Source organism: Thermodesulfovibrio sp. 3907-1M, from assembly GCF_040450955.1.
In the GTDB taxonomy this organism is placed as follows: Bacteria; Nitrospirota; Thermodesulfovibrionia; order Thermodesulfovibrionales; family Thermodesulfovibrionaceae; genus Thermodesulfovibrio; species Thermodesulfovibrio autotrophicus.
In genome coordinates, this window is the sequence record NZ_CP144373.1 from 1,467,843 (window position 1) to 1,486,441 (window position 18,599).

Annotated in this window: 14 protein-coding genes and 1 tRNA gene; 10 read left to right on the forward strand and 5 right to left on the reverse strand. The window is 35.5% G+C overall.

Going from position 1 to position 18,599, the window contains the following annotated elements; all coding sequences use genetic code 11:
- Nucleotides 1–18: 18 nt before the first annotated feature.
- The 6 genes from V4D30_RS07615 to acs all read left to right on the forward strand — a co-directional run bounded on the left by V4D30_RS07615 (nt 19) and on the right by acs (nt 8,423).
- Nucleotides 19–1,857: a putative nucleotidyltransferase substrate binding domain-containing protein gene (locus V4D30_RS07615; protein ID WP_353683726.1), complete on the forward strand. Its 1,839-nt coding sequence runs from the start codon at nt 19–21 to the stop codon at nt 1,855–1,857.
- A 121-nt stretch (nt 1,858–1,978) separates the two neighbouring features.
- On the forward strand, nt 1,979–3,880 hold the full coding sequence (locus V4D30_RS07620; protein WP_353683727.1) for a DUF294 nucleotidyltransferase-like domain-containing protein: 1,902 nt from the start codon (nt 1,979–1,981) through the stop codon (nt 3,878–3,880).
- Between the two features lies 1 nt (nt 3,881).
- Complete coding sequence (locus tag V4D30_RS07625; RefSeq protein WP_353683728.1) at nt 3,882–4,571, forward strand: 3'-5' exonuclease; 690 nt, start codon at nt 3,882–3,884, stop codon at nt 4,569–4,571.
- Between the two features lie 15 nt (nt 4,572–4,586).
- Complete coding sequence (locus tag V4D30_RS07630; protein WP_353683729.1) at nt 4,587–4,883, forward strand: DUF485 domain-containing protein; 297 nt, start codon at nt 4,587–4,589, stop codon at nt 4,881–4,883.
- Nucleotides 4,883–6,421, forward strand: a complete 1,539-nt coding sequence (gene actP, locus V4D30_RS07635; protein WP_353683730.1) for a cation/acetate symporter ActP — start codon at nt 4,883–4,885, stop codon at nt 6,419–6,421. Before V4D30_RS07630 ends, actP begins: the two co-directional genes overlap by 1 nt.
- A 34-nt stretch (nt 6,422–6,455) precedes the next feature.
- Nucleotides 6,456–8,423 carry an acetate--CoA ligase gene (acs, locus tag V4D30_RS07640; protein WP_353683731.1) on the forward strand — a complete coding sequence of 656 codons (1,968 nt, stop codon included), beginning with the start codon at nt 6,456–6,458 and terminating at the stop codon, nt 8,421–8,423.
- 38 nt (nt 8,424–8,461) lie between these two features.
- Here the strand turns inward: acs and V4D30_RS07645 are convergent.
- Nucleotides 8,462–8,543 (reverse strand) — tRNA-Leu (locus V4D30_RS07645).
- Between the two features lie 90 nt (nt 8,544–8,633).
- On the opposite strand from V4D30_RS07645, the gene V4D30_RS07650 reads away from it, so the two are divergent.
- Genes V4D30_RS07650 through V4D30_RS07665 form a run of 4 tightly spaced genes read left to right on the forward strand, consistent with a single transcriptional unit; the run spans nt 8,634 to nt 12,892 of the window.
- A complete protein-coding gene (locus V4D30_RS07650; RefSeq protein ID WP_353683732.1) occupies nt 8,634–9,572 on the forward strand; it encodes a TIGR01212 family radical SAM protein in 939 nt (312 codons plus the stop codon).
- Nucleotides 9,517–11,049: a YifB family Mg chelatase-like AAA ATPase gene (locus V4D30_RS07655; RefSeq protein ID WP_353683733.1), complete on the forward strand. Its 1,533-nt coding sequence runs from the start codon at nt 9,517–9,519 to the stop codon at nt 11,047–11,049. Before V4D30_RS07650 ends, V4D30_RS07655 begins: the two co-directional genes overlap by 56 nt.
- Complete coding sequence (locus tag V4D30_RS07660) at nt 11,042–11,683, forward strand: LysE family transporter (RefSeq protein WP_353683734.1); 642 nt, start codon at nt 11,042–11,044, stop codon at nt 11,681–11,683. Before V4D30_RS07655 ends, V4D30_RS07660 begins: the two co-directional genes overlap by 8 nt.
- Before the next feature lie 42 nt (nt 11,684–11,725).
- Nucleotides 11,726–12,892: an ATP-binding protein gene (locus V4D30_RS07665; RefSeq protein WP_353683735.1), complete on the forward strand. Its 1,167-nt coding sequence runs from the start codon at nt 11,726–11,728 to the stop codon at nt 12,890–12,892.
- 1 nt (nt 12,893) lies between these two features.
- Here the strand turns inward: V4D30_RS07665 and V4D30_RS07670 are convergent, their stop codons facing one another.
- Genes V4D30_RS07670 through V4D30_RS07685 form a run of 4 tightly spaced genes read right to left on the reverse strand, consistent with a single transcriptional unit; the run spans nt 12,894 to nt 18,529 of the window.
- Nucleotides 12,894–14,138 (reverse strand): glycosyltransferase, encoded by a 1,245-nt coding sequence (locus V4D30_RS07670; protein WP_353683736.1) that lies wholly within the window; start codon nt 14,136–14,138, stop codon nt 12,894–12,896.
- On the reverse strand, nt 14,131–15,525 hold the full coding sequence (locus V4D30_RS07675; protein ID WP_353683737.1) for a DUF5752 family protein: 1,395 nt from the start codon (nt 15,523–15,525) through the stop codon (nt 14,131–14,133). The genes V4D30_RS07670 and V4D30_RS07675 overlap by 8 nt, the downstream gene beginning before the upstream one ends.
- Nucleotides 15,518–16,288 carry a trehalose-phosphatase gene (otsB, locus tag V4D30_RS07680; RefSeq protein WP_353683738.1) on the reverse strand — a complete coding sequence of 257 codons (771 nt, stop codon included), beginning with the start codon at nt 16,286–16,288 and terminating at the stop codon, nt 15,518–15,520. Before otsB ends, V4D30_RS07675 begins: the two co-directional genes overlap by 8 nt.
- A gap of 3 nt (nt 16,289–16,291) precedes the next feature.
- Nucleotides 16,292–18,529, reverse strand: coding sequence for a trehalose-6-phosphate synthase (locus V4D30_RS07685; RefSeq protein WP_353683739.1), 2,238 nt, complete (start codon nt 18,527–18,529; stop codon nt 16,292–16,294).
- Between the last annotated feature and the right edge of the window lie 70 nt (nt 18,530–18,599).

An 18,599-nucleotide genomic window follows, 5' to 3' on the forward strand; every position in this document is an offset into this window, starting at 1 on the left:
TTGTAAAATATCTCAGGTATGGAAGAACTTATTCAATTTTTAAGAAATACTTATCCCTTTAACAGACTTCCTCTGGAAGAAATAAAAAATTTATCCAAATTTTTATTAAAAAGAGATTATCAGAAGGGCGATATAATTTTTAAAGAAGGAGCTCAACCTTTACAATTTCTTTATATAATTCACAAAGGTGAAGTTTTTCTTGAAAAAAACAATCAACTTGTATATCACCTGAAAGATGGAGATATTTTCGGTTATGTTTCCCTGCTTGGAGAGCTTCCTCCTGCTACCACAGCAAGAGTTGTGGAAGACAGGACAGTTATACTGGAGTTGCCAAAAGATATTTTTCTTAACCTTTTAACCGGATACGATGAATTTGCAAGATTTTTTACAAAGGAGCTGGCAAAGAGAGTTCACAGAGTTCCTCAAACAAAAACTTCTTTTCAGATGGAAAGACTTATTGATGTAAGAGTTAAGGACATAAAATTAAAAGAGCCAGTAATTATTGCCTCAGAAACAGTACTTCAAGAAGCAATAAAATTAATGGCAGAGAAAGACTCAACTTTCTGTCTTGTTAAAACAGACAGTACAGTTGGTATTATTACTGAAAGAGATATAATAAAAAAAGTTCTTGCAAAAGATTTAAATCCTCAACAGATAAAAGCAAAAGATATAGCAACTTTTCCTGTAATAGAAATATCTTCATCTGAGCCACTTTTCAATGCTCTTCTTACAATGGCAAAGCATGGAATAAGAAAGCTTGTAATAAAGGATGGTAACACTATTTCAGGCGTTCTTGATGACAGAACAGTTATATCCCATGAAAGTAAAAACATAATTTTCCTTATCAAAGAGATTGATAAAGCAAAATCAGCAGAAGAACTTGCTTATATTTACTCAATCATACAGGACAGTATTATTGAAGGTGTTTTAAGTGGAATGGATCCAGAATATGTGGGCAAGTATATTGCAGAATTAAATGATCATTTTATGAAAAAAGCGGCACAGCTTACAGAAAATCTTTATGGAACAGCATCTTCTTTATACAGTATTATGGTTATTGGCTCAGAAGGAAGAAGAGAGCAGAGTCTTAAGACTGATCAGGATAATGCTTTAATTTATGAAAATAAAAGAGAAGACTATTTTGAAAGATTCTCTCAAACTTATATTGAACTGCTTCTTAAAATAGGCTTCCCACCCTGTCCTGGAAATGTTATGCTCAATAATCCTTACTGGAGAAAAAGCAAAGAAGAATGGTTTAAGGAGATACACCAATGGATGGAAAATCCCAAGCCAGAAAATGTTCTTAATATCAGTATATTTTTTGATTTCAGAAGTGTTGCAGGTTCTGAATCCCTTGTTGAGGAATTAAGAGATCATGTAAAGAAAAAAATAAAGGCAAGTAAAACTTTTCTCCCTTTTCTTGCCTCTGAAGCAGTGAGGTTTAAGCCTCCATTGAGCTTTTTTAAAACTTTTTTAGTCGAGAAATCAGGTGAACACAAGGGAAAAATTGATATAAAAAAATACGGAATTTTTCCAATAGTCCAGGGGATAAGAGTTTTAGCTCTTGATAACGAAATAAATGAGACTAATACTTTTGAGAGAATAAGAGGGTTAAAAAGTAAAGGAGTATTCACAGAAGAATTTGCAAGAGACTTAGAAGAATCCTATAGATTTTTAATGAGCCTCAGATTAAAATCTCAGGCTACGCAAATAAGGGAAGGAAAGACACCGGATAACTACATCGCTCCCTACAGTCTTTCAAAAACGGAAAAAGGGGTTTTAAAGGATTCCTTTAAGAAGATTGAAGAGTTTCAAAAGCTTCTTTTTAATAAATACAATTTAAGATATTTTTCTTAAAATTGTAACTTTTCTACACATCAGCATGTTACTTTTCGTAACATTAAAAAGAGTCTCCTTTTATAAATTTTTGATTTTTAACATTTTTTTATCTGGCATTTCTTTTGCTAAATTTTAAGGCATGGTCAAAATAATAGAAGATACGATAGAGTTTCTAAAAAGCGTGCCACCTTTTGAGTTTTTAGATACAGAGGTGGTAAATTCCATAGCTGTTAAAACCTCTATGGAGTATTATCCGAAAGGAACTCATATACTTATTCAGGATGGTTCGCCAAGTGAATTCCTCTATATTATAAAAAAAGGCGGGATAAAGGTTTACAGAAAAGTTGATACAGAAGAAGTAACAATTGACTTCCGAAGTGAGGGTGATTCTTTTGGATTTGTATCTTTAATAAGCGGAGACAAATCACGTGCAAATGTTGTTGCCATAGATGACACGATCTGTTATTTAATTCCAAAAGATGTAATCCTTAATCTCATGAACAGATATCCTGAAGTAAGGGATTTTTATTTAAAATCTTTCATGAACATATATATTGATAAAAAATATGCTGAAGAGACTTCCAAAAAAACTCTGACAGCTACGGTTGATAAAATTCTTTTCACTACAACTGTAGAAGAAATTGCTTCAAAAAATGTTATTTCAGTGCCTGAACATACTCCTCTTAGAGAAGCTGCAAGAATAATGTGCGAGAATGGAATAAGCTCTCTTGTTATAATGAACTCCGAAGGAATTCCTGTAGGTATAATAACGGATAAAGACCTCAGAAGAAAGGTAGTTGCAGCTGCAAGAGATGTTAATGAACCCGTAAAGAATATAATGAGCTTTCCAATAATTAGCGTGGATGCAAAGGACTACTGTTTTGAAGCAATTGTAAGAATGCTCAAATACAATATTCATCATCTTCTCGTAATTAAAAATGGACAGATTGGCGGAATAATTACAAATCACGACATCATGATGCTTCAGGGTCTTTCTCCTGTAACAATAGTAAGAGATATTGAAATGCAACAGAGTATTGAAGGAATTATTAGTACTTCAAAACAGATAACCAATCTCGTTGGTAATTTACTTCAGCAGGGTGCAAAGGCGAGCAATATTACCAGGATTATTACTGAGATAAATGACAGAATAGTTAGAAAAATAGCACAGTTTGCTGAAAGAGAATTCGGTCCTCCGCCACTTCCTTATTGCTGGATAGCTCTTGGTTCTGAAGGCAGAAAAGAGCAGACATTTAAAACTGATCAGGACAATGCTTTAATTTATTCAGACCCTCCAGCAGGACAGGAAGAATCAATAAGAAAGTATTTCCTTGAATTTGCAAGTTATATTAAAGACAGCCTTCTTAAATGTGGTTTTCCACCCTGTCCTGGAGATATTATGGCAAGCAATCCAAGATGGTGTCAGCCTCTTAAAGTATGGAAAAAATACTTTTCTCAATGGATATATACGCCAAAGGGTGAATCAATCAGTCTTTCTAATATATTCTTTGATTTTAGAGCTATTTATGGAGACTTTTCCCTTGAAGAGTCTTTAAGGGATTATCTTTTAAACACCGTTAAAGATCAGAAAATATTTTTAGGTTATCTTGCGAATCTTGCTGTAAAAAATAAGCCGCCTCTGGGATTTTTCAAAACATTTGTGGTTGAAAAAAGCGGGGAACATAAAGATAAACTCAATATAAAAATAAAAGGGATTGCTCCCATTGTTGAGATTATTAGACTTTTCAGTCTTGAAAAAGGAATAAGAGAGACCTCTACTCTGGAAAGAATTGAAACACTTAAAAATAAGCATGGCGTAGTTAAAGATTATGGAGAAGAAATTATTTATGCCTTTGAGTTTCTCATGCTTTTAAGAATGAAACATCAGTACGAACAGGTAGTTCAGGGAATGATGCCAGACAACTTTATAAATCCTGAGACCCTCAGCAATCTTGAAAAGAAATTGCTTAAGGATACATTTCATCTTATATCAAAGTTACAGGATATTTTGATTGAAAGATATAAGCTTATGATTATCTGAAATGCTTTCAATATTTAGAAAAAAGAAAAAGATTCCTGAATATAAAGGAATATCAATTGCAGAAACAGAGTTTACAGTTGTGGATACTGAACTTACAGGACTAAACGAATTGAGGGACACAATTATTGCTATTGGAGGCATAAAAATGAAGGGTAAATCAATAAAAATGGGTGAAATATTTTACAGGACTATAAAACCAGACAGGTTTGTAAAAAAAGACAGCATAATGGTTCATGAGATTACACCATCAGAACTGGAAGAATGTCCTGACATAGCTCCAATTCTGAGAGAGTATCTTTCTTTTGTAAGGAATTCAGTCATTGTAGGGCATTGTATATCAATTGATATTGCTTTTCTTAAAAAGGCAATTCACAGACACCTCAAAGAGAGCTATGAGCCTATGGCAGTAGATACTTTTGTTATTTATAAATGGCTTATTCATAAGGGGTTATTACCAGAGAACTTTATAAATAATAAATCATTAAAGGATGTGGCTATATCACTTGGCATTGAACCAAAAGAGTTGCATGATGCACTGGTTGATGCTTTTATTACTGCTCAGGTTTTTCAAAAGATAATAACATTACTTGGAGATATTAAGATTTATACTACCCAGGAACTCATGGACATAGGGAATCCCAATATATCCGGATATATGGGAGTTGAAAAAAAACAAGCATTTCAACTTTAAGGAGGAGGTTTTAAGATGAAAGAGAAGATTTTAAGTTCCAGTGAATTCAAAAGTCTTGTAAGAAGTAAAAATGCCATTTCTCTGATTCTTACGATGGCTGAACTGGTAGTTTACTTCGGTTTTGTTCTGCTTATAGCTTACAACAAAGAATTTCTGAGTCAGAAAATCTATGGACCAGTTAATGTAGGTATTCCAATTGGTATAGGTGTGATAGTTGTTTCATGGATTTTTACAGGAATTTATGTAGCATGGTCAAATAAGAAGTATGACCAAAAAGTAGCAGAGATTAAAGAAAAATTAGGAGGTGAATAATGCAAACCGTTTTGGGACAACCAACTTTAACTGGTATATTTTTCTTTCTTTTGTTTGTATCAATAACTCTTTATATTACCTACTGGGCAGCTAAAAGAACAAGAACAACAACAGAGTTTTATGCTGCTGGAAGAAGCATTACAGGGCTACAAAATGGGCTTGCTCTTGCTGGAGACTATATGTCTGCAGCAAGCTTTCTTGGGATAGCGGGACTGGTTTCTCTTAAAGGATACGATGGCTTAATTTACGCAGTAGGCTGGCTTGTTGGATGGCCCATTGTTATGTTTCTGATTGCAGAACCATTAAGAAATCTCGGTAAATACACTTTTGCAGATGTTGTGGCTTACAGGCTTAAACAAAGACCAATCAGAACAGCAGCAGCCACAGGAGCTTTAATAACTGTGCTTTTTTATCTCATTGCTCAGATGGTTGGTGCAGGCTCATTAATAAAGCTTATGTTCGGACTTCCTTATGAGATTGCCATAATAATTGTAGGATGCCTGATGATAGCGTATGTTCTCTTTGGAGGAATGCTTGCAACCACATGGGTTCAGATTATAAAAGCCTGTCTGCTTCTTGGCGGTGCAACTTTACTGGTTTTGCTCACTCTTTATAAGTTTGGCTTCAATTATCTTGAACTCTTTTCAACTGTTACAACGCAGTATGGTGAAAAATTTGTTCAGCCTGGTGGTTTAATAACAAATCCTCTTGATGCTATATCTCTTGGAATAGCCCTGATGTTTGGAACTGCAGGACTACCCCATATTCTCATGAGATTTTACACTGTGCCCGATGCCAAGGAAGCAAGAAAGTCAGTATTTTATGCAACAGGGTTTATCGGTTATTTCTACATTCTGACATTTACAATAGGATTTGGAGCAGCAGCATTAGTAGGACAGGAAATTATAAAGAAAATTGACAAAGGTGGTAATATGGCAGCACCACTTCTTGCTGAAGCACTGGGTGGTGAGATTTTTCTTGGATTTTTAGCTGCTGTTGCCTTTGCAACAATTCTTGCAGTGGTGGCGGGTCTGACCTTAGCTGGAGCATCAGCAGTGTCTCATGATATTTATGTTGGCGTTGTTAAAAGAGGAAGAGCGGATGAAAAACAGGAAGTAAGAGCAGCTAAGATTGCAACTCTCTGTCTTGGCATTCTTGCAATAATTCTCGGTATCGTATTTAAAGGACAGAATGTAGCCTTCATGGTAGGTTTAGCCTTTGCAGTAGCAGCTTCTGCAAACTTTCCAGCATTGCTCATGTCCATTTTCTGGAGAAAGTTTACCACACAGGGGGCTGTATGGAGCATTTATACAGGTCTCACTTTGAGTGTAGTTTTAATTATTCTGAGTCCTACTGTATGGGTGGATATTTTGAAAAATCCTCAGGCAATATTCCCGTTAAAAAATCCTGGAATAGTTTCTTTCTTTGCTTCCTTTGCCATGGGAATCCTTGTCTCTCTTTTGACACAGGAAAAAGAAGCTGAAGCAAAGTTTGAATCTGAAAAAATAAGGTCCTATATTGGAGTTGGAGCGGAATAAATGTTAAAATTGATAGAAAAAAGGAGGTAAGGCTATGACACAGGGAATTGATGTATTACTTAAAGAACAGAGGGTTTTCCCTCCACCAAAGGAGATTTCAGAAAAAGCCTATATTAAAAGCATGGCTGAATATGAAGCAATGTATAAGAGATCAGTGGAAGATCCTGAAGGTTTCTGGGCAGAAGTTGCGGAGCAAAACATTACATGGTATAAAAAATGGGATAAAGTATTAGATTATGATTTTGAGAAACCATATATTAAGTGGTTTATCAATGGAAAACTCAATGCTTCTTATAACTGCCTTGATCGCAATCTTGACTCTTTAAGAAACAAAGCAGCTCTTGTATGGGAAGCAGATGATGGAGAAGTCAGAACTTACACTTACTGGCAGCTTTACAGAGAAGTTAACAGATTTGCCAATGTGTTAAAAAAATTAGGAATTAAAAAAGGCGATAGAGTGGCTGTTTATTTGCCCATGATACCTGAGCTTCCAATTACAATGCTTGCCTGTGCAAGAATTGGAGCAATTCACAGTGTTGTCTTTGCAGGTTTTTCAGCACAATCCCTGAGAGACAGAATAAATGATTGTGGAGCAAAGCTTCTCATTACTGCGAATCAGGGAGTAAGAGGTGGAAGGATTGTTCCTCTTAAAGCAAATGCTGATCAGGCACTGGAAGGAACTCCTTCTATAGAAAAAGTAGTCGTTGTGAAGAGAACACCCAATTTTGTTGACATGGATCCCCAAAGAGACTTCTGGTGGCATGACCTCATAAATGATCCTGAAATAAGTAACTATTGCGAACCAGAAGTAATGGATGCAGAAGACCCGCTTTTTATACTTTACACATCAGGTTCAACGGGAAAACCAAAGGGAGTGCTTCACACAACAGGCGGATACATGGTGTATGTAAATGTAACATTTAAATGGGTATTTGACTACAAACCCGAGGAAACATTTTTCTGCACAGCAGATATCGGCTGGGTAACAGGACATAGCTATATAGTTTATGGTCCACTTAGTGCAGGAGCTACATCACTCATGTTTGAAGGAGTGCCAACTTATCCAAATCCTGGAAGATTCTGGGAGATAGTGGAAAAACACAGAGTTAATATATTTTATACAGCACCTACAGCAATCAGGGCTTTAATGAGAGAAGGAGAGCAGTGGCCCTACAAATATGACCTTTCAAGCTTAAGAATTCTTGGAACAGTTGGTGAGCCAATTAATCCTGAGGCATGGATGTGGTATTACAAACATGTTGGGAGGGAACGCTGTCCCATAGTTGATACATGGTGGCAGACTGAAACAGGTGGATTTATGATTACACCTTTGCCAGGAGCAATGACACTCAAGCCCGGCTCTGCAACAAGACCTTTCTTTGGAGTTGTTCCAAGAGTGTTAAAAGAAGACGGCTCTCCTGCAGGAGTCAATGAGGGCGGATATCTTGTGATTGAAAAACCCTGGCCAGGAATGCTAAGAGGCACATGGGGAGACCCGGAAAACAAAAGAATAAAAGAGGTTTATTTCTCTCGCTTTCCAGGGAAATACTTTACAGGAGATGGTGCAAGAGTGGATGAAGATGGAGATTACTGGTTAATGGGAAGAATTGATGATGTTATAAATGTCTCTGGACATAGAATCGGAACTGCTGAAGTAGAGTCTGCTCTGGTTGCCCATCCTGCAGTTGCAGAGGCAGCTGTAGTAGGTTTTCCTCATGATATAAAAGGTGAAGGTATCTATGTTTATGTGGTTTTGAAAGAAGGATACGAGCCATCAAGGGATCTGGAAAAATTATTGATTTCCCATATAAGACATATGATAGGACCCATAGCTACGCCGGATAAAATCCAGTTTGCAGGAGGACTTCCAAAAACAAGAAGCGGTAAGATAATGAGAAGAATTTTAAGAAAAATAGCTTCCGGTGCTATTGAAGACCTCGGTGATACCTCAACTCTTGCAGACCCATCAGTAGTAGAGGAGTTAGTCACAGGAAGGAAATAAATTTTAAGGGTGAGGGTCACCTCACCCTTTTTTTTATATGCCGAAGGCGGGACTCGAACCCGCACGGGTTTCCCCACACGCCCCTCAAACGTGCGTGTCTACCAGTTCCACCACTTCGGCTTATATAAATAATAGCAAGAACTCCTAATTTATTTCAAGCTAATCCTGTTAAGATTTGACTAAATCTGCTGAAATATATTAGAAAAAACTATGATAAAGCGTTATTACTCCTTTGGAGAATATCTTAAAGAAATATTTGGTAAAAAGGTGTATAAAGTAAATGTGGACGCTGGTTTCACATGTCCAAACAGGGATGGCACTCTTGGTTATGGTGGTTGTATTTATTGTAATAATGCTTCTTTCAGACCTCCAAGCTGTGTTCCAGAAATTTCTTTGACTGAACAGATTTCAAGAGGAATACAACATGTGAAAAAAAGATATAAAGCTCAAGCTTTTCTTGTTTATTTTCAACCCTATACAAACACATATGCTCCAGTAGCAAAGCTTGAAAAGCTTTACAAAGAGGCTCTATCTTTCCCGGAAGTCATAGGACTTGCAATCGGAACCCGTCCAGATTGTGTAGATGATGAAAAACTTGATTTACTTAAAGAACTTTCAAAATCTCATATGATAATTATTGAATACGGATTACAGTCAATTTACGATAAATCTCTCAAATTTATTCATAGAGGACATGACTATGCTACATTTCTTAAGGCTGTTTATGATACCTGTGAAAAAGGAATACTTGTTGGAGCTCATATAATAGTTGGTCTTCCTACAGAGACAAAAGAGGAATCCCTTCAGATGGCAGACGAGATAAATCGTCATCCAATAAAGTTTCTAAAGATTCATCAGCTTCAGGTTGTAAAAGACACTGTTCTTGCAAGAATTTATGAGAAAAAGCCTTTTAAGGTATTTGAATATGAAGAGTATCTTGACTTTGTGGTAGATTTTCTTGAAAGATTGAGTCCAGATATTGTTATTCAGAGACTTTTTGCTACATCGCCTGATGAAATTTTAATTGCACCTAAGTGGAATCGTTCAAAGCAACAGATTTTGAACGATATAGAGAAAAGACTTGAGGAGAGAAATGCTCGCCAGGGTTCAAAGTGCACATTTATTAGGGATAGAGCCTTATGCTATTGAGGTAGAAGTTGATATAGCTCAAAGAGGACTTCCCCATTTCAACATTGTGGGGCTTCCTGATACAGCAGTCAAAGAATCCAGAGATAGAATAAAAGCTGCTTTTAAAAATACAGGATTCCCCTTCCCCATAAAACAGATTACAGTTAATCTTGCACCAGCAGATCTGAGAAAAGAAGGCTCTTCCTTTGACCTTCCCATTGCCATGGGAATTCTTGCTGCAGAGGGACACATTCCAAAGGAAGCTTTAAAGGATTTTCTTATTGTTGGAGAACTCTCCCTTGAAGGCAAGGTAAGAGGTATTAAGGGAACTTTATGTATTGCCTCAAAGCTGAAAGATAGTGAGATTAAAAAAATCATAATTCCCAAAAGCAATGCCTATGAAGCAGGAGTTGTTAAGGATGTAGAGGCATACCCTGTGGAAAATCTTACAGAGGCAGTGGAGTTTTTAAGGGGTGAAAAAATAATTAAACCCTTTAAAACGGAAATTAATTTTTATGATGATACCGATCATTATGAAGACCTTGCTGATGTGAAGGGTCAGTTTCAGGCAAAAAGAGCCCTTGAGATTGCAGCAGCAGGCGGGCATAACATAATTTTTATTGGTCCACCCGGAAGCGGTAAAAGCATGCTTGCAAGAAGACTTCCAGGTATACTTCCTCCAATTACTGTTGATGAGGCAATAGAGACAACCAAGATACACAGCGTTGCAGGACTAATTCCTGATGGAAAGGGATTAATCACCACCCGCCCATTTCGTAGCCCGCATCACTCCTCAAGTGATGTAAGTTTAATTGGCGGAGGACAGATTCCAAAACCAGGAGAAGTCTCACTTGCTCATAATGGTGTGCTTTTTCTTGATGAGCTTCCTGAGTTTAAAAGAAACGTTTTAGAGGTGCTGAGACAACCCCTTGAAGATGGCTTTGTAACTGTTGCTCGCAGTTATGCTACAGTTCAGTTTCCTTCAAGATTTTTGCTGGTAGCAGCAATGAACCCATGCCCTTGTGGTCACTATGGAGATACTTTGAAACCATGCACTTGCACTCCTCAGATGATAATTCGTTATCGGTCAAGAGTCTCAGGTCCTCTTCTTGACAGAATTGACATTCACATTGAAGTGCCCAGAGTGAACTATCAGGAGCTGAAAAATGACACACCATCAGAAAGCTCAAGAAGTGTCCGAGAAAGAGTAATCAAAGCAAGACAGATTCAACTTAAAAGATTTAAGGATGAAGGAATATACTGTAATGCTCACATGAAGACAAGACATCTAAGAAAATTTTGCAGAATTGATGAAGACTGCCATAAACTCATGCAGTCTGCAATGGAGAAATTAGGCTTGAGTGCAAGGGCTCATACAAAGATAATTAAAGTCGCAAGAACAATAGCTGACCTTGAAGGCTCTGAAAACATTAAATCTCAACATATAGCAGAAGCAATTCATTACAGAAGTCTTGAAAGGTTAAGTTTTAATGTTTAAAATCCTTTTTATTGGATTATCCTCATTTCTCATAGCTTTATCAGGTGCAATGATGCCTGGGCCTCTTTTTGCAATAACGGTCTCAGAAACACCCAGAAGAGGCTGGCTTACAGGACCTATTCTTGTAGCAGGGCATGGAGTTCTTGAGCTTTCTCTTTTGCTGTTGATTGTTTCAGGACTGGGAAGTTTTTTACAGATGAATGAAACTTTTATTGTTGTTGCACTGGTTGGTGGCTTATTTTTATTTATTATGGGTTTATCAATGTTTCGTTCTTTACCAGAACTGAGCCTTCAAAATGAGTTTAACAGGCAGGCAAAGGGTTCTCTTTTCTTATCAGGCATTTTATTAAGTCTGGCAAATCCTTACTGGTCCTTCTGGTGGGCAACAATAGGGCTTGGGTATCTTGTTCAGGCAATGGAAATTGGAGTTATTGGAATTGTTGCCTTTTTCACTGGACATATTCTCGGAGATTTGGCATGGTATTCAGGAGTTTCAGTAGGAGTTTATAAGGGCAAAAAAGTTCTCAATGACAGCCTTTACAGAAAAATAGTCTTTCTCTGTGCCTTAATTCTTATGGGCTTTTCCTTTTATTTCATCTGGACAGGCATTAAAAGAGCTAAATACTTTTTTTAAACTATACTTTACAAAAAGTTCTACTTTTTTTAAACTATACTTATGATAAAGTGGCGTGCAATTTTTGATAAAATTGAACCTCTTATTCTGTCGCCTGAAGCCATTGTTATAACAGGAATGAGGAGAACTGGCAAAGCTACAGTGCTAAAGTGGGCTTACGAAAAGATAGAGCATAAAAATAAAATTTTCATTGACCTTGAAAATCCCATAAATAGAAAGATTTTTAGCTCGGAAAATTATTATGAAATTAAGAGAAATCTTGAATTTATGGGGTTAAATTTTACTGAAAGAGCTTTTATTTTCATTGATGAGATTCAGTTCGTAAAGACAATTCCATCTGTAGTTAAGTACTTTATTGATAATTACAATGCTAAATTTTTTCTTACAGGATCTGCAAGCTTTTATCTTAAAAATCTTTTTACTGAATCACTTTCAGGAAGAAAATACATATTTGAGCTTTTTCCTTTAAGTTTTAAAGAGTTTCTCCACTTTAAAGATAAAAATTTTGATATTAATGAAAACTCCCCTGTTTCTCAGAGCACTTACAGCTTATTAATGCCCCTTTATGAAGAGTATCTTGAATTTGGAGGCTTTCCCGGCGTTGTGCTTAAAGAAAGCATAGAAGAAAAACAAAAAGTACTTGATGATATATTTAGTTCCTTTTATCAACTGGAAATAATACAGCTTGGCGATTTTAAAAGAAATGAGACAATAAGAGACATGATGCTACTTCTTGCTCAAAGAGTTGGAACAAAGATTGAAATAGGAAAGCTGTCAAGTGAGCTTGGAGTTTCCCATATAACAGTAAAAGAATATCTTTCATTTCTTGAAGGAACTTATTTTATTAAATTGTTAAAACCTTTTAGTAGGGGGAAAGATATTGAGATAAGAAAGATGCCAAAAGTTTACCTCTGTGATTGCGGACTTTTAAATAGAATTTCAAAACTGGAAAAGGGAAGAATCTTTGAAAATGCTATATTTCAGAATCTGAGACTTAAAGGAGAATTGAACTACTATCAAAGAAAATCAGGAGTGGAGATTGATTTTATTCTGAACAAAGAAAAAGGTTATGAGACTAAGCTAAAGCCCTATGCTTCAGATGTTTCAAGACTTAAAAAACTGGTTCATGATATAGGTTTAAAAGAATTCAGGATTGTCTCAAAAGAATACACCAGCCTTGAAAACACAGTATTCTGTTTTCAGATTTAGTTCATAGATATATCAACTCATCCTTGTAATACTGGGAAAGGAAAAGAAGCAGATAGTCTTTAAGATGCCTTGTTATTAAAAAGTTTTGCTTTACATGGGCATGTCCATTTTTTCCAAGCCACTGTGCAAACTCCTGATTTGTAAGAAGTGTTCTTATTGAATAGGCAGCACCCTCTATTGAATGACACAGCATTCCTGTGATTTTGTGTTTTACTTGAAGCATTATTCCACCAACAGCTGATGCAACCACTGGTTTACCCTTCCACAATGCCTCTGTCACTGTTAAACCAAAGCCTTCTTTTAATGATTTCTGAACAATCACTTTTGCTGCCCTCTGCAAAGCATTTATCTCTATGTCACTGTCAGGTGGAAGCAGAAGAATATGTATATCGGGATTTTTACCTGCCACCTGCCTTACCTCTTCAAGAACCTTATCGGACTCAGGATCATCAGTGGCTGTTCCTCCAGCGAGAATAAGCTGACAGGGAATGCTTTTTCTTACTATCTCAAAGGCTTTTATTACACCAACAGGGTCTTTGAGATAATCAAACCTTGAAACCTGAAGTATTATTGGCTTTTTTCTATCAATTCCATATTTATCCAGGACAGCATTAATCTGTTCCTCAGAGAGCTCTTTATTCTTATTGCTTAGAGGATCTATAGAAGGATATATCAAAAACATTCTGATTTTAAGCATCTTTGCAAAGTTTGGAGCAGAAAAAACCGCTGCATCATACTGTTCAACATAGTCTTTGATAAAGTTCCATATCCTTTCATCAGGATTTGATACATCAATATGACATCGCCACAGCCATTTTTCTCCTACCTGTTCTCGTTTTTTTATTAGAGCAACTGGCTGGGGGTCATGAACAAAAATTATGTCTCCTGATAACTCCATTTCTTCAGAATTTTTTCTGTTTATCTCAAGAAAATACTCAAACTCATCTTCTTTGAATTCTTCTCTTTTTCCATGCAGTGCATTGTGAAATTTTTTAGTAATGTTGAAAAATTCATTGTCTCCCTTAATGACACTCCATTTTGCATCAACTCCAAGTTCATTAAGAAAGGGGACCATTCTTGCAAGAATCTCTGCAACTCCTCCTCCAATATATGTAGAGTTAATATTCAAAATTCTTTTCCCTGAAAGTTTATCTGCAAGAATTTTTAATTCTTCAAGTAAGGATTTACCAATTATTGGTTCATAATCTCTGAGTTTTGGTCTTTTAGTATGCAAATCCCTATCCAACTGTTACCTCCGTTTCAAGATAACTCTCAATTATAGAGATTATCTGCTCTCTTAAGCTTTCAATTGTGTGCATATAGGGGTCTATGCTCATAATAGCCTCTGCAAGTTTTGACTCACCAAGACTTTCACTTAGCCATAAAGAAAAATCATTGGAGATTTTACCAACTCTTAATTTTGCCTCATATATATGAAAAAACAAAGAATTGGAACTTATAAATCTTAATACTTGAACAAACTCTCTGAGGTCATGAGCAATATAGGGTGTTGGCATGATTACACTCACAGATTTAATAAAATGAAACTCTTCTCCTTCTTCACAATTTTTATCGCCGGGGTTATTGCTGAGATATTCCTCAATTATATCTGATACTCTTTTTCTTATTTCTCCAATACTTGAGAACTCAAAGATGTCCATTGAAGAGAGTTTTTCAGCAAGGGCATCATAACCTAAAGCATTTCCAATCCATAGAGCAAATTCATTAGAAGGCTGAGGGGTAAGATAGTGATACTCTTCAATAAAGTCATGGGTATGATAGAAAATAACAGAATCGGGAACTTCTCTTATGTATCTCAATAGTTCAGTTAGATTTTTTGCCTTTAATCCTGTAAGTTCTTTTGCGTTTAGTCTTGTATAAAATCTGAAAGGTTCTTTTGCTTTTTTGGGCGGTTTTCTGAGTATTTCCAGTTTTGCTTTAATAAGCCTGCTATTGGGTATGATTAATATTTTTTCGTCAAAACTTTTTACCTCTATATGTCTCCATGTTATGTTTAAAACACTACCTTCTTCACCAGATTCAAGTTTAATATAGTCTCCTTTTTTGATTATCTCACCATTTATAATGTCAAAACCAGCAATAAAATTTGAAATATTTTCTTTTAGAGCAAAAACAGCTATTGCGCAGCCAAGAATTATAAAAAGAATAAAAGGAGTGGTGGGGAACTTCCATATCTCAAAAAATATCAATATTGCCATAGTAATAAAAACAATAACAAATGCGGTTTTCAATGCCTGAAAAGGTTTAAATAGAGGTTTCTTTATAGTTTCAGAGTAAAGATTTAACATTTCTATTGCTGTTCTGTAAAGAACATAGATTAAAGATAGAAAGAAAACGGTTAGAAGAATTCTGCAGATAATCAAATAAATTTGTCCTTTTACAGGAGAGAGTTCTACTGCAGTATAGGCACCAATGATTAAAATCCAGTAAAATATAATAATAGTAAGATTTGAGATAACTATCTCCTTGCCAGCCCACTTTACTGATTTAAGCCTGTCTATAATATATTTAGAAAATTTGAATCTTACAAAGAATGCTAAGATTGTGAAAGACACTAAAACTATCAGCGGAACAAAAAATATAAACCAGTTTTTTTCAAACCATTCAAGCATTTAAAACCTCTTTCAATGTTTTAATAAACCTATATACCTCTTTCTGATTCCTGATAAAGTATTTTGCCAGAGTTTTTTTTGAATATCCAACTTTAACGGTTAAACCCTTATCATTAATTTCGCTGAATACTGTTTCATCTGTAATGTCATCACCAACAAAAACAGGTAAATGTTCTCCTTTAAAGTGACTTATCAAAAATGAAACTGCGCTGCCTTTATTCCAGTTAACTGCTGGTAATACTTCAAAAACCATTTTCCCCTTTAAAATTTTTATATAATCTTGGTTAAAATTGCTGATAATATCTGAAAAGAGCTTTTTCAGTGTGCTTCTATTTTTTGCATCAACCTGACGATAATGAAGTGCAAAAGAAAACTCTTTTTTTTCAACCACCATTCCCAGAAATTTATCATTCAATTTTTTAACCTCTCTGTAAATTTTGTTTATATAATCCTTCAGTCTTTCCGCATCTGGATTAATATATTTTATCTCTGGACCTTCTATGTATAAACCATGACTTCCACTGTAGTAAACTCCTTTTATTGAAACTCTCTTTTTTAAATCTTTCAAATCTCTACCGCTTATTATTCCAATTTTTATTTTATTTTTAAGTTCCTTAAAAACTTCTTTAAGTTCATAAGATAAATAACAGTCTTCTGGATTTTTCATTATCGGAACAAGAGTTCCATCAAAATCAAAAAACAAAAATATTTTTTTTACATTTGCAGTATCAAGCCAGTTTGAATGAAAAAGATATTCCGGCATTTTTCAGAGTCTCACCAGTGATGCAATAAGATCTCTTGTCCAGCGATATATATTCCTTTCCTGAATAAAACTTCTCATCTTACGCATTCTTTCCATTTTTTCATCTTCATCCATTGTTAAAGCATCATATATTGCATCTGCTATGCTTTCAATATCATATGGATTAATTATAACTGCATCTTTAAGTTCACGGGATGCACCTGCGAATTGACTTAAAATAAGAACTCCGCTTTCGTCTTCTCTTGATGCAATAAACTCTTTTGCCACGAGATTCATTCCATCATGAAGAGATGTTACCATGCAAAGGTCTGCTATTTTATAAAAAGGTATAATTTTTGAATGAGGATGATATCCTTTTAAAAATACTATGGGTTTGTAATTATTACTCTGAAACTTCCAGTTAATTCTGTCTGCGACTTCTTCAACAGCATCCATAATTTCTCTGTATTGTTTTATGTGAGTTCTGCTTGGGGAGCCAAACTGCACGAAGCTAAACTTACCAATAAATTGGGGATATTTTTCAAGAAATCTCTCAATTCCAAGAAATCTTTCAAGGATTCCTTTTGTATAGTCAATTCTGTCAACGCCCACTCCAATGTATTCTGCTTTTATTCCGAGTTCTTTAATAAGTTTTACTTTTAGTTTTGCCTTATTTTCAACATTATCTGAAAAATCCTCAAAACTGACACTTATTGGAAAAGGCTTTACAGTCGTAATCTGGCCTCTTCGTTCTATTGAAAAATGTTCCCAGTCTATCTTTGATTCAAGAAATCTGTCAACGGTATCAAGGAAGTTGTTGCAGTAAAACTGAATATGAAAGCCTATTAAATCTGCACCAAGCATTCCAATAAGAATTTCTCTTGCCCATGGACATATACCAAACACTTCAGGATTAGGCCATGGAATATGCCAGAACAAAGCTATTTTTGCATCAGGTCTTTTTTGCTTTATTAAAAGAGGAACAAGAGCAAGATGATAATCCTGAACGAGAACAAGGGGAGAGTCCTCATCTTTTATCTCATCAAGCAGGGCATTGGCGAATTTTTCATTCACTCTCTGATACTCAATCCAGTCTTCCTTTCTGAAAACAGGTCTAACATAGGTTATGTGACAGAGGGGCCAGAGTCCTTCATTGGAAAATCCATAGTAATATTTTTTTTCTTCTTCTTTTGTAAGCCATACTCTTTTTAATGTATATGAAGGTTTTTCAGGTGGCACTCTTATTTTGTCCTCTCTGTCAACAACCTCTCTGTCAGCATCTCCTGCTCCATGGGCAATCCATACTCCATCACAGGCTTTCATAACAGGGTCAAGGGCTGTAACAAGTCCTCCTGCAGGAACAACGCACTTTATGTTCTCTCCTTCTTTTATGTGCATATATGGTTCTCTGTTTGAAAGAAGAAACAGTTTCTTATCTCCTAATTCTATTCTGATAAATTCCTTGAGTCTTTCAGCAGTCCACAGTGAGTCTGTAACTGCTTTAAATCTTTCTTCCTCTTCAGCTTTTGCCTTAATCATTGATAGGGTTTTAATCAGATTTGTAACTTCATTTACCAATGGAGCAAGAACGTCTCCTTTAACAGGCACATAAGATGGAGGATTTTTAATTTTTCCTGTTCTTAACTCTTTAAGCCATTCAGCCATACGAGCAACAGGACCTGTAATATTCCATTTAATTACAAGAACAGAGATTGCTACAATTGAAATAGTTAAAGCCAACAAACGAAGCATATTCTGTTTCCACATCTCTTTAAGTCTTATATCAATATATGAAGCATCCTGAAATAGTGCTAAAGCACCGATTAAAGGCTTTTCTTCAAAGACATCTGAAAATATTGGTATTACATAGAGATATATTCTTTCTCTGTCAATTTTTATAAACTTGGATTTTGGAGATTTTTCAGCGAGAGCATTTATCACCTCAACAGGTGCTTTTGATATATGGGATTTCAGGAAAGAATTTGAAGATATAACATGCCCTGATGCATCAAAAACAGCAACACCCTTCAGTCTTTCACGATTGCCGAATTTTTCAACAAGCCTGCTAAGTCTCTCAGTCTGTCCTGTTTCAACCAGCGTTACAACAGACTCTCGCAGACTTTCTGCAAGTATTATGCTTCTTCTTTCAATATCAGCCTGAAGACTATTTTTTTCATCATTGATCTGAATTAAAGAGAAAACTGCCACAACAAGTGTAATGCCAATAAAAAGAGATAAAATAAGCCTGAAGGTTAATTTCATTGAAAATATTATAACATTTTATGCTAATTTTATGCTAAATCTATGTTTCTTTATAGTTTGTCATGCTACA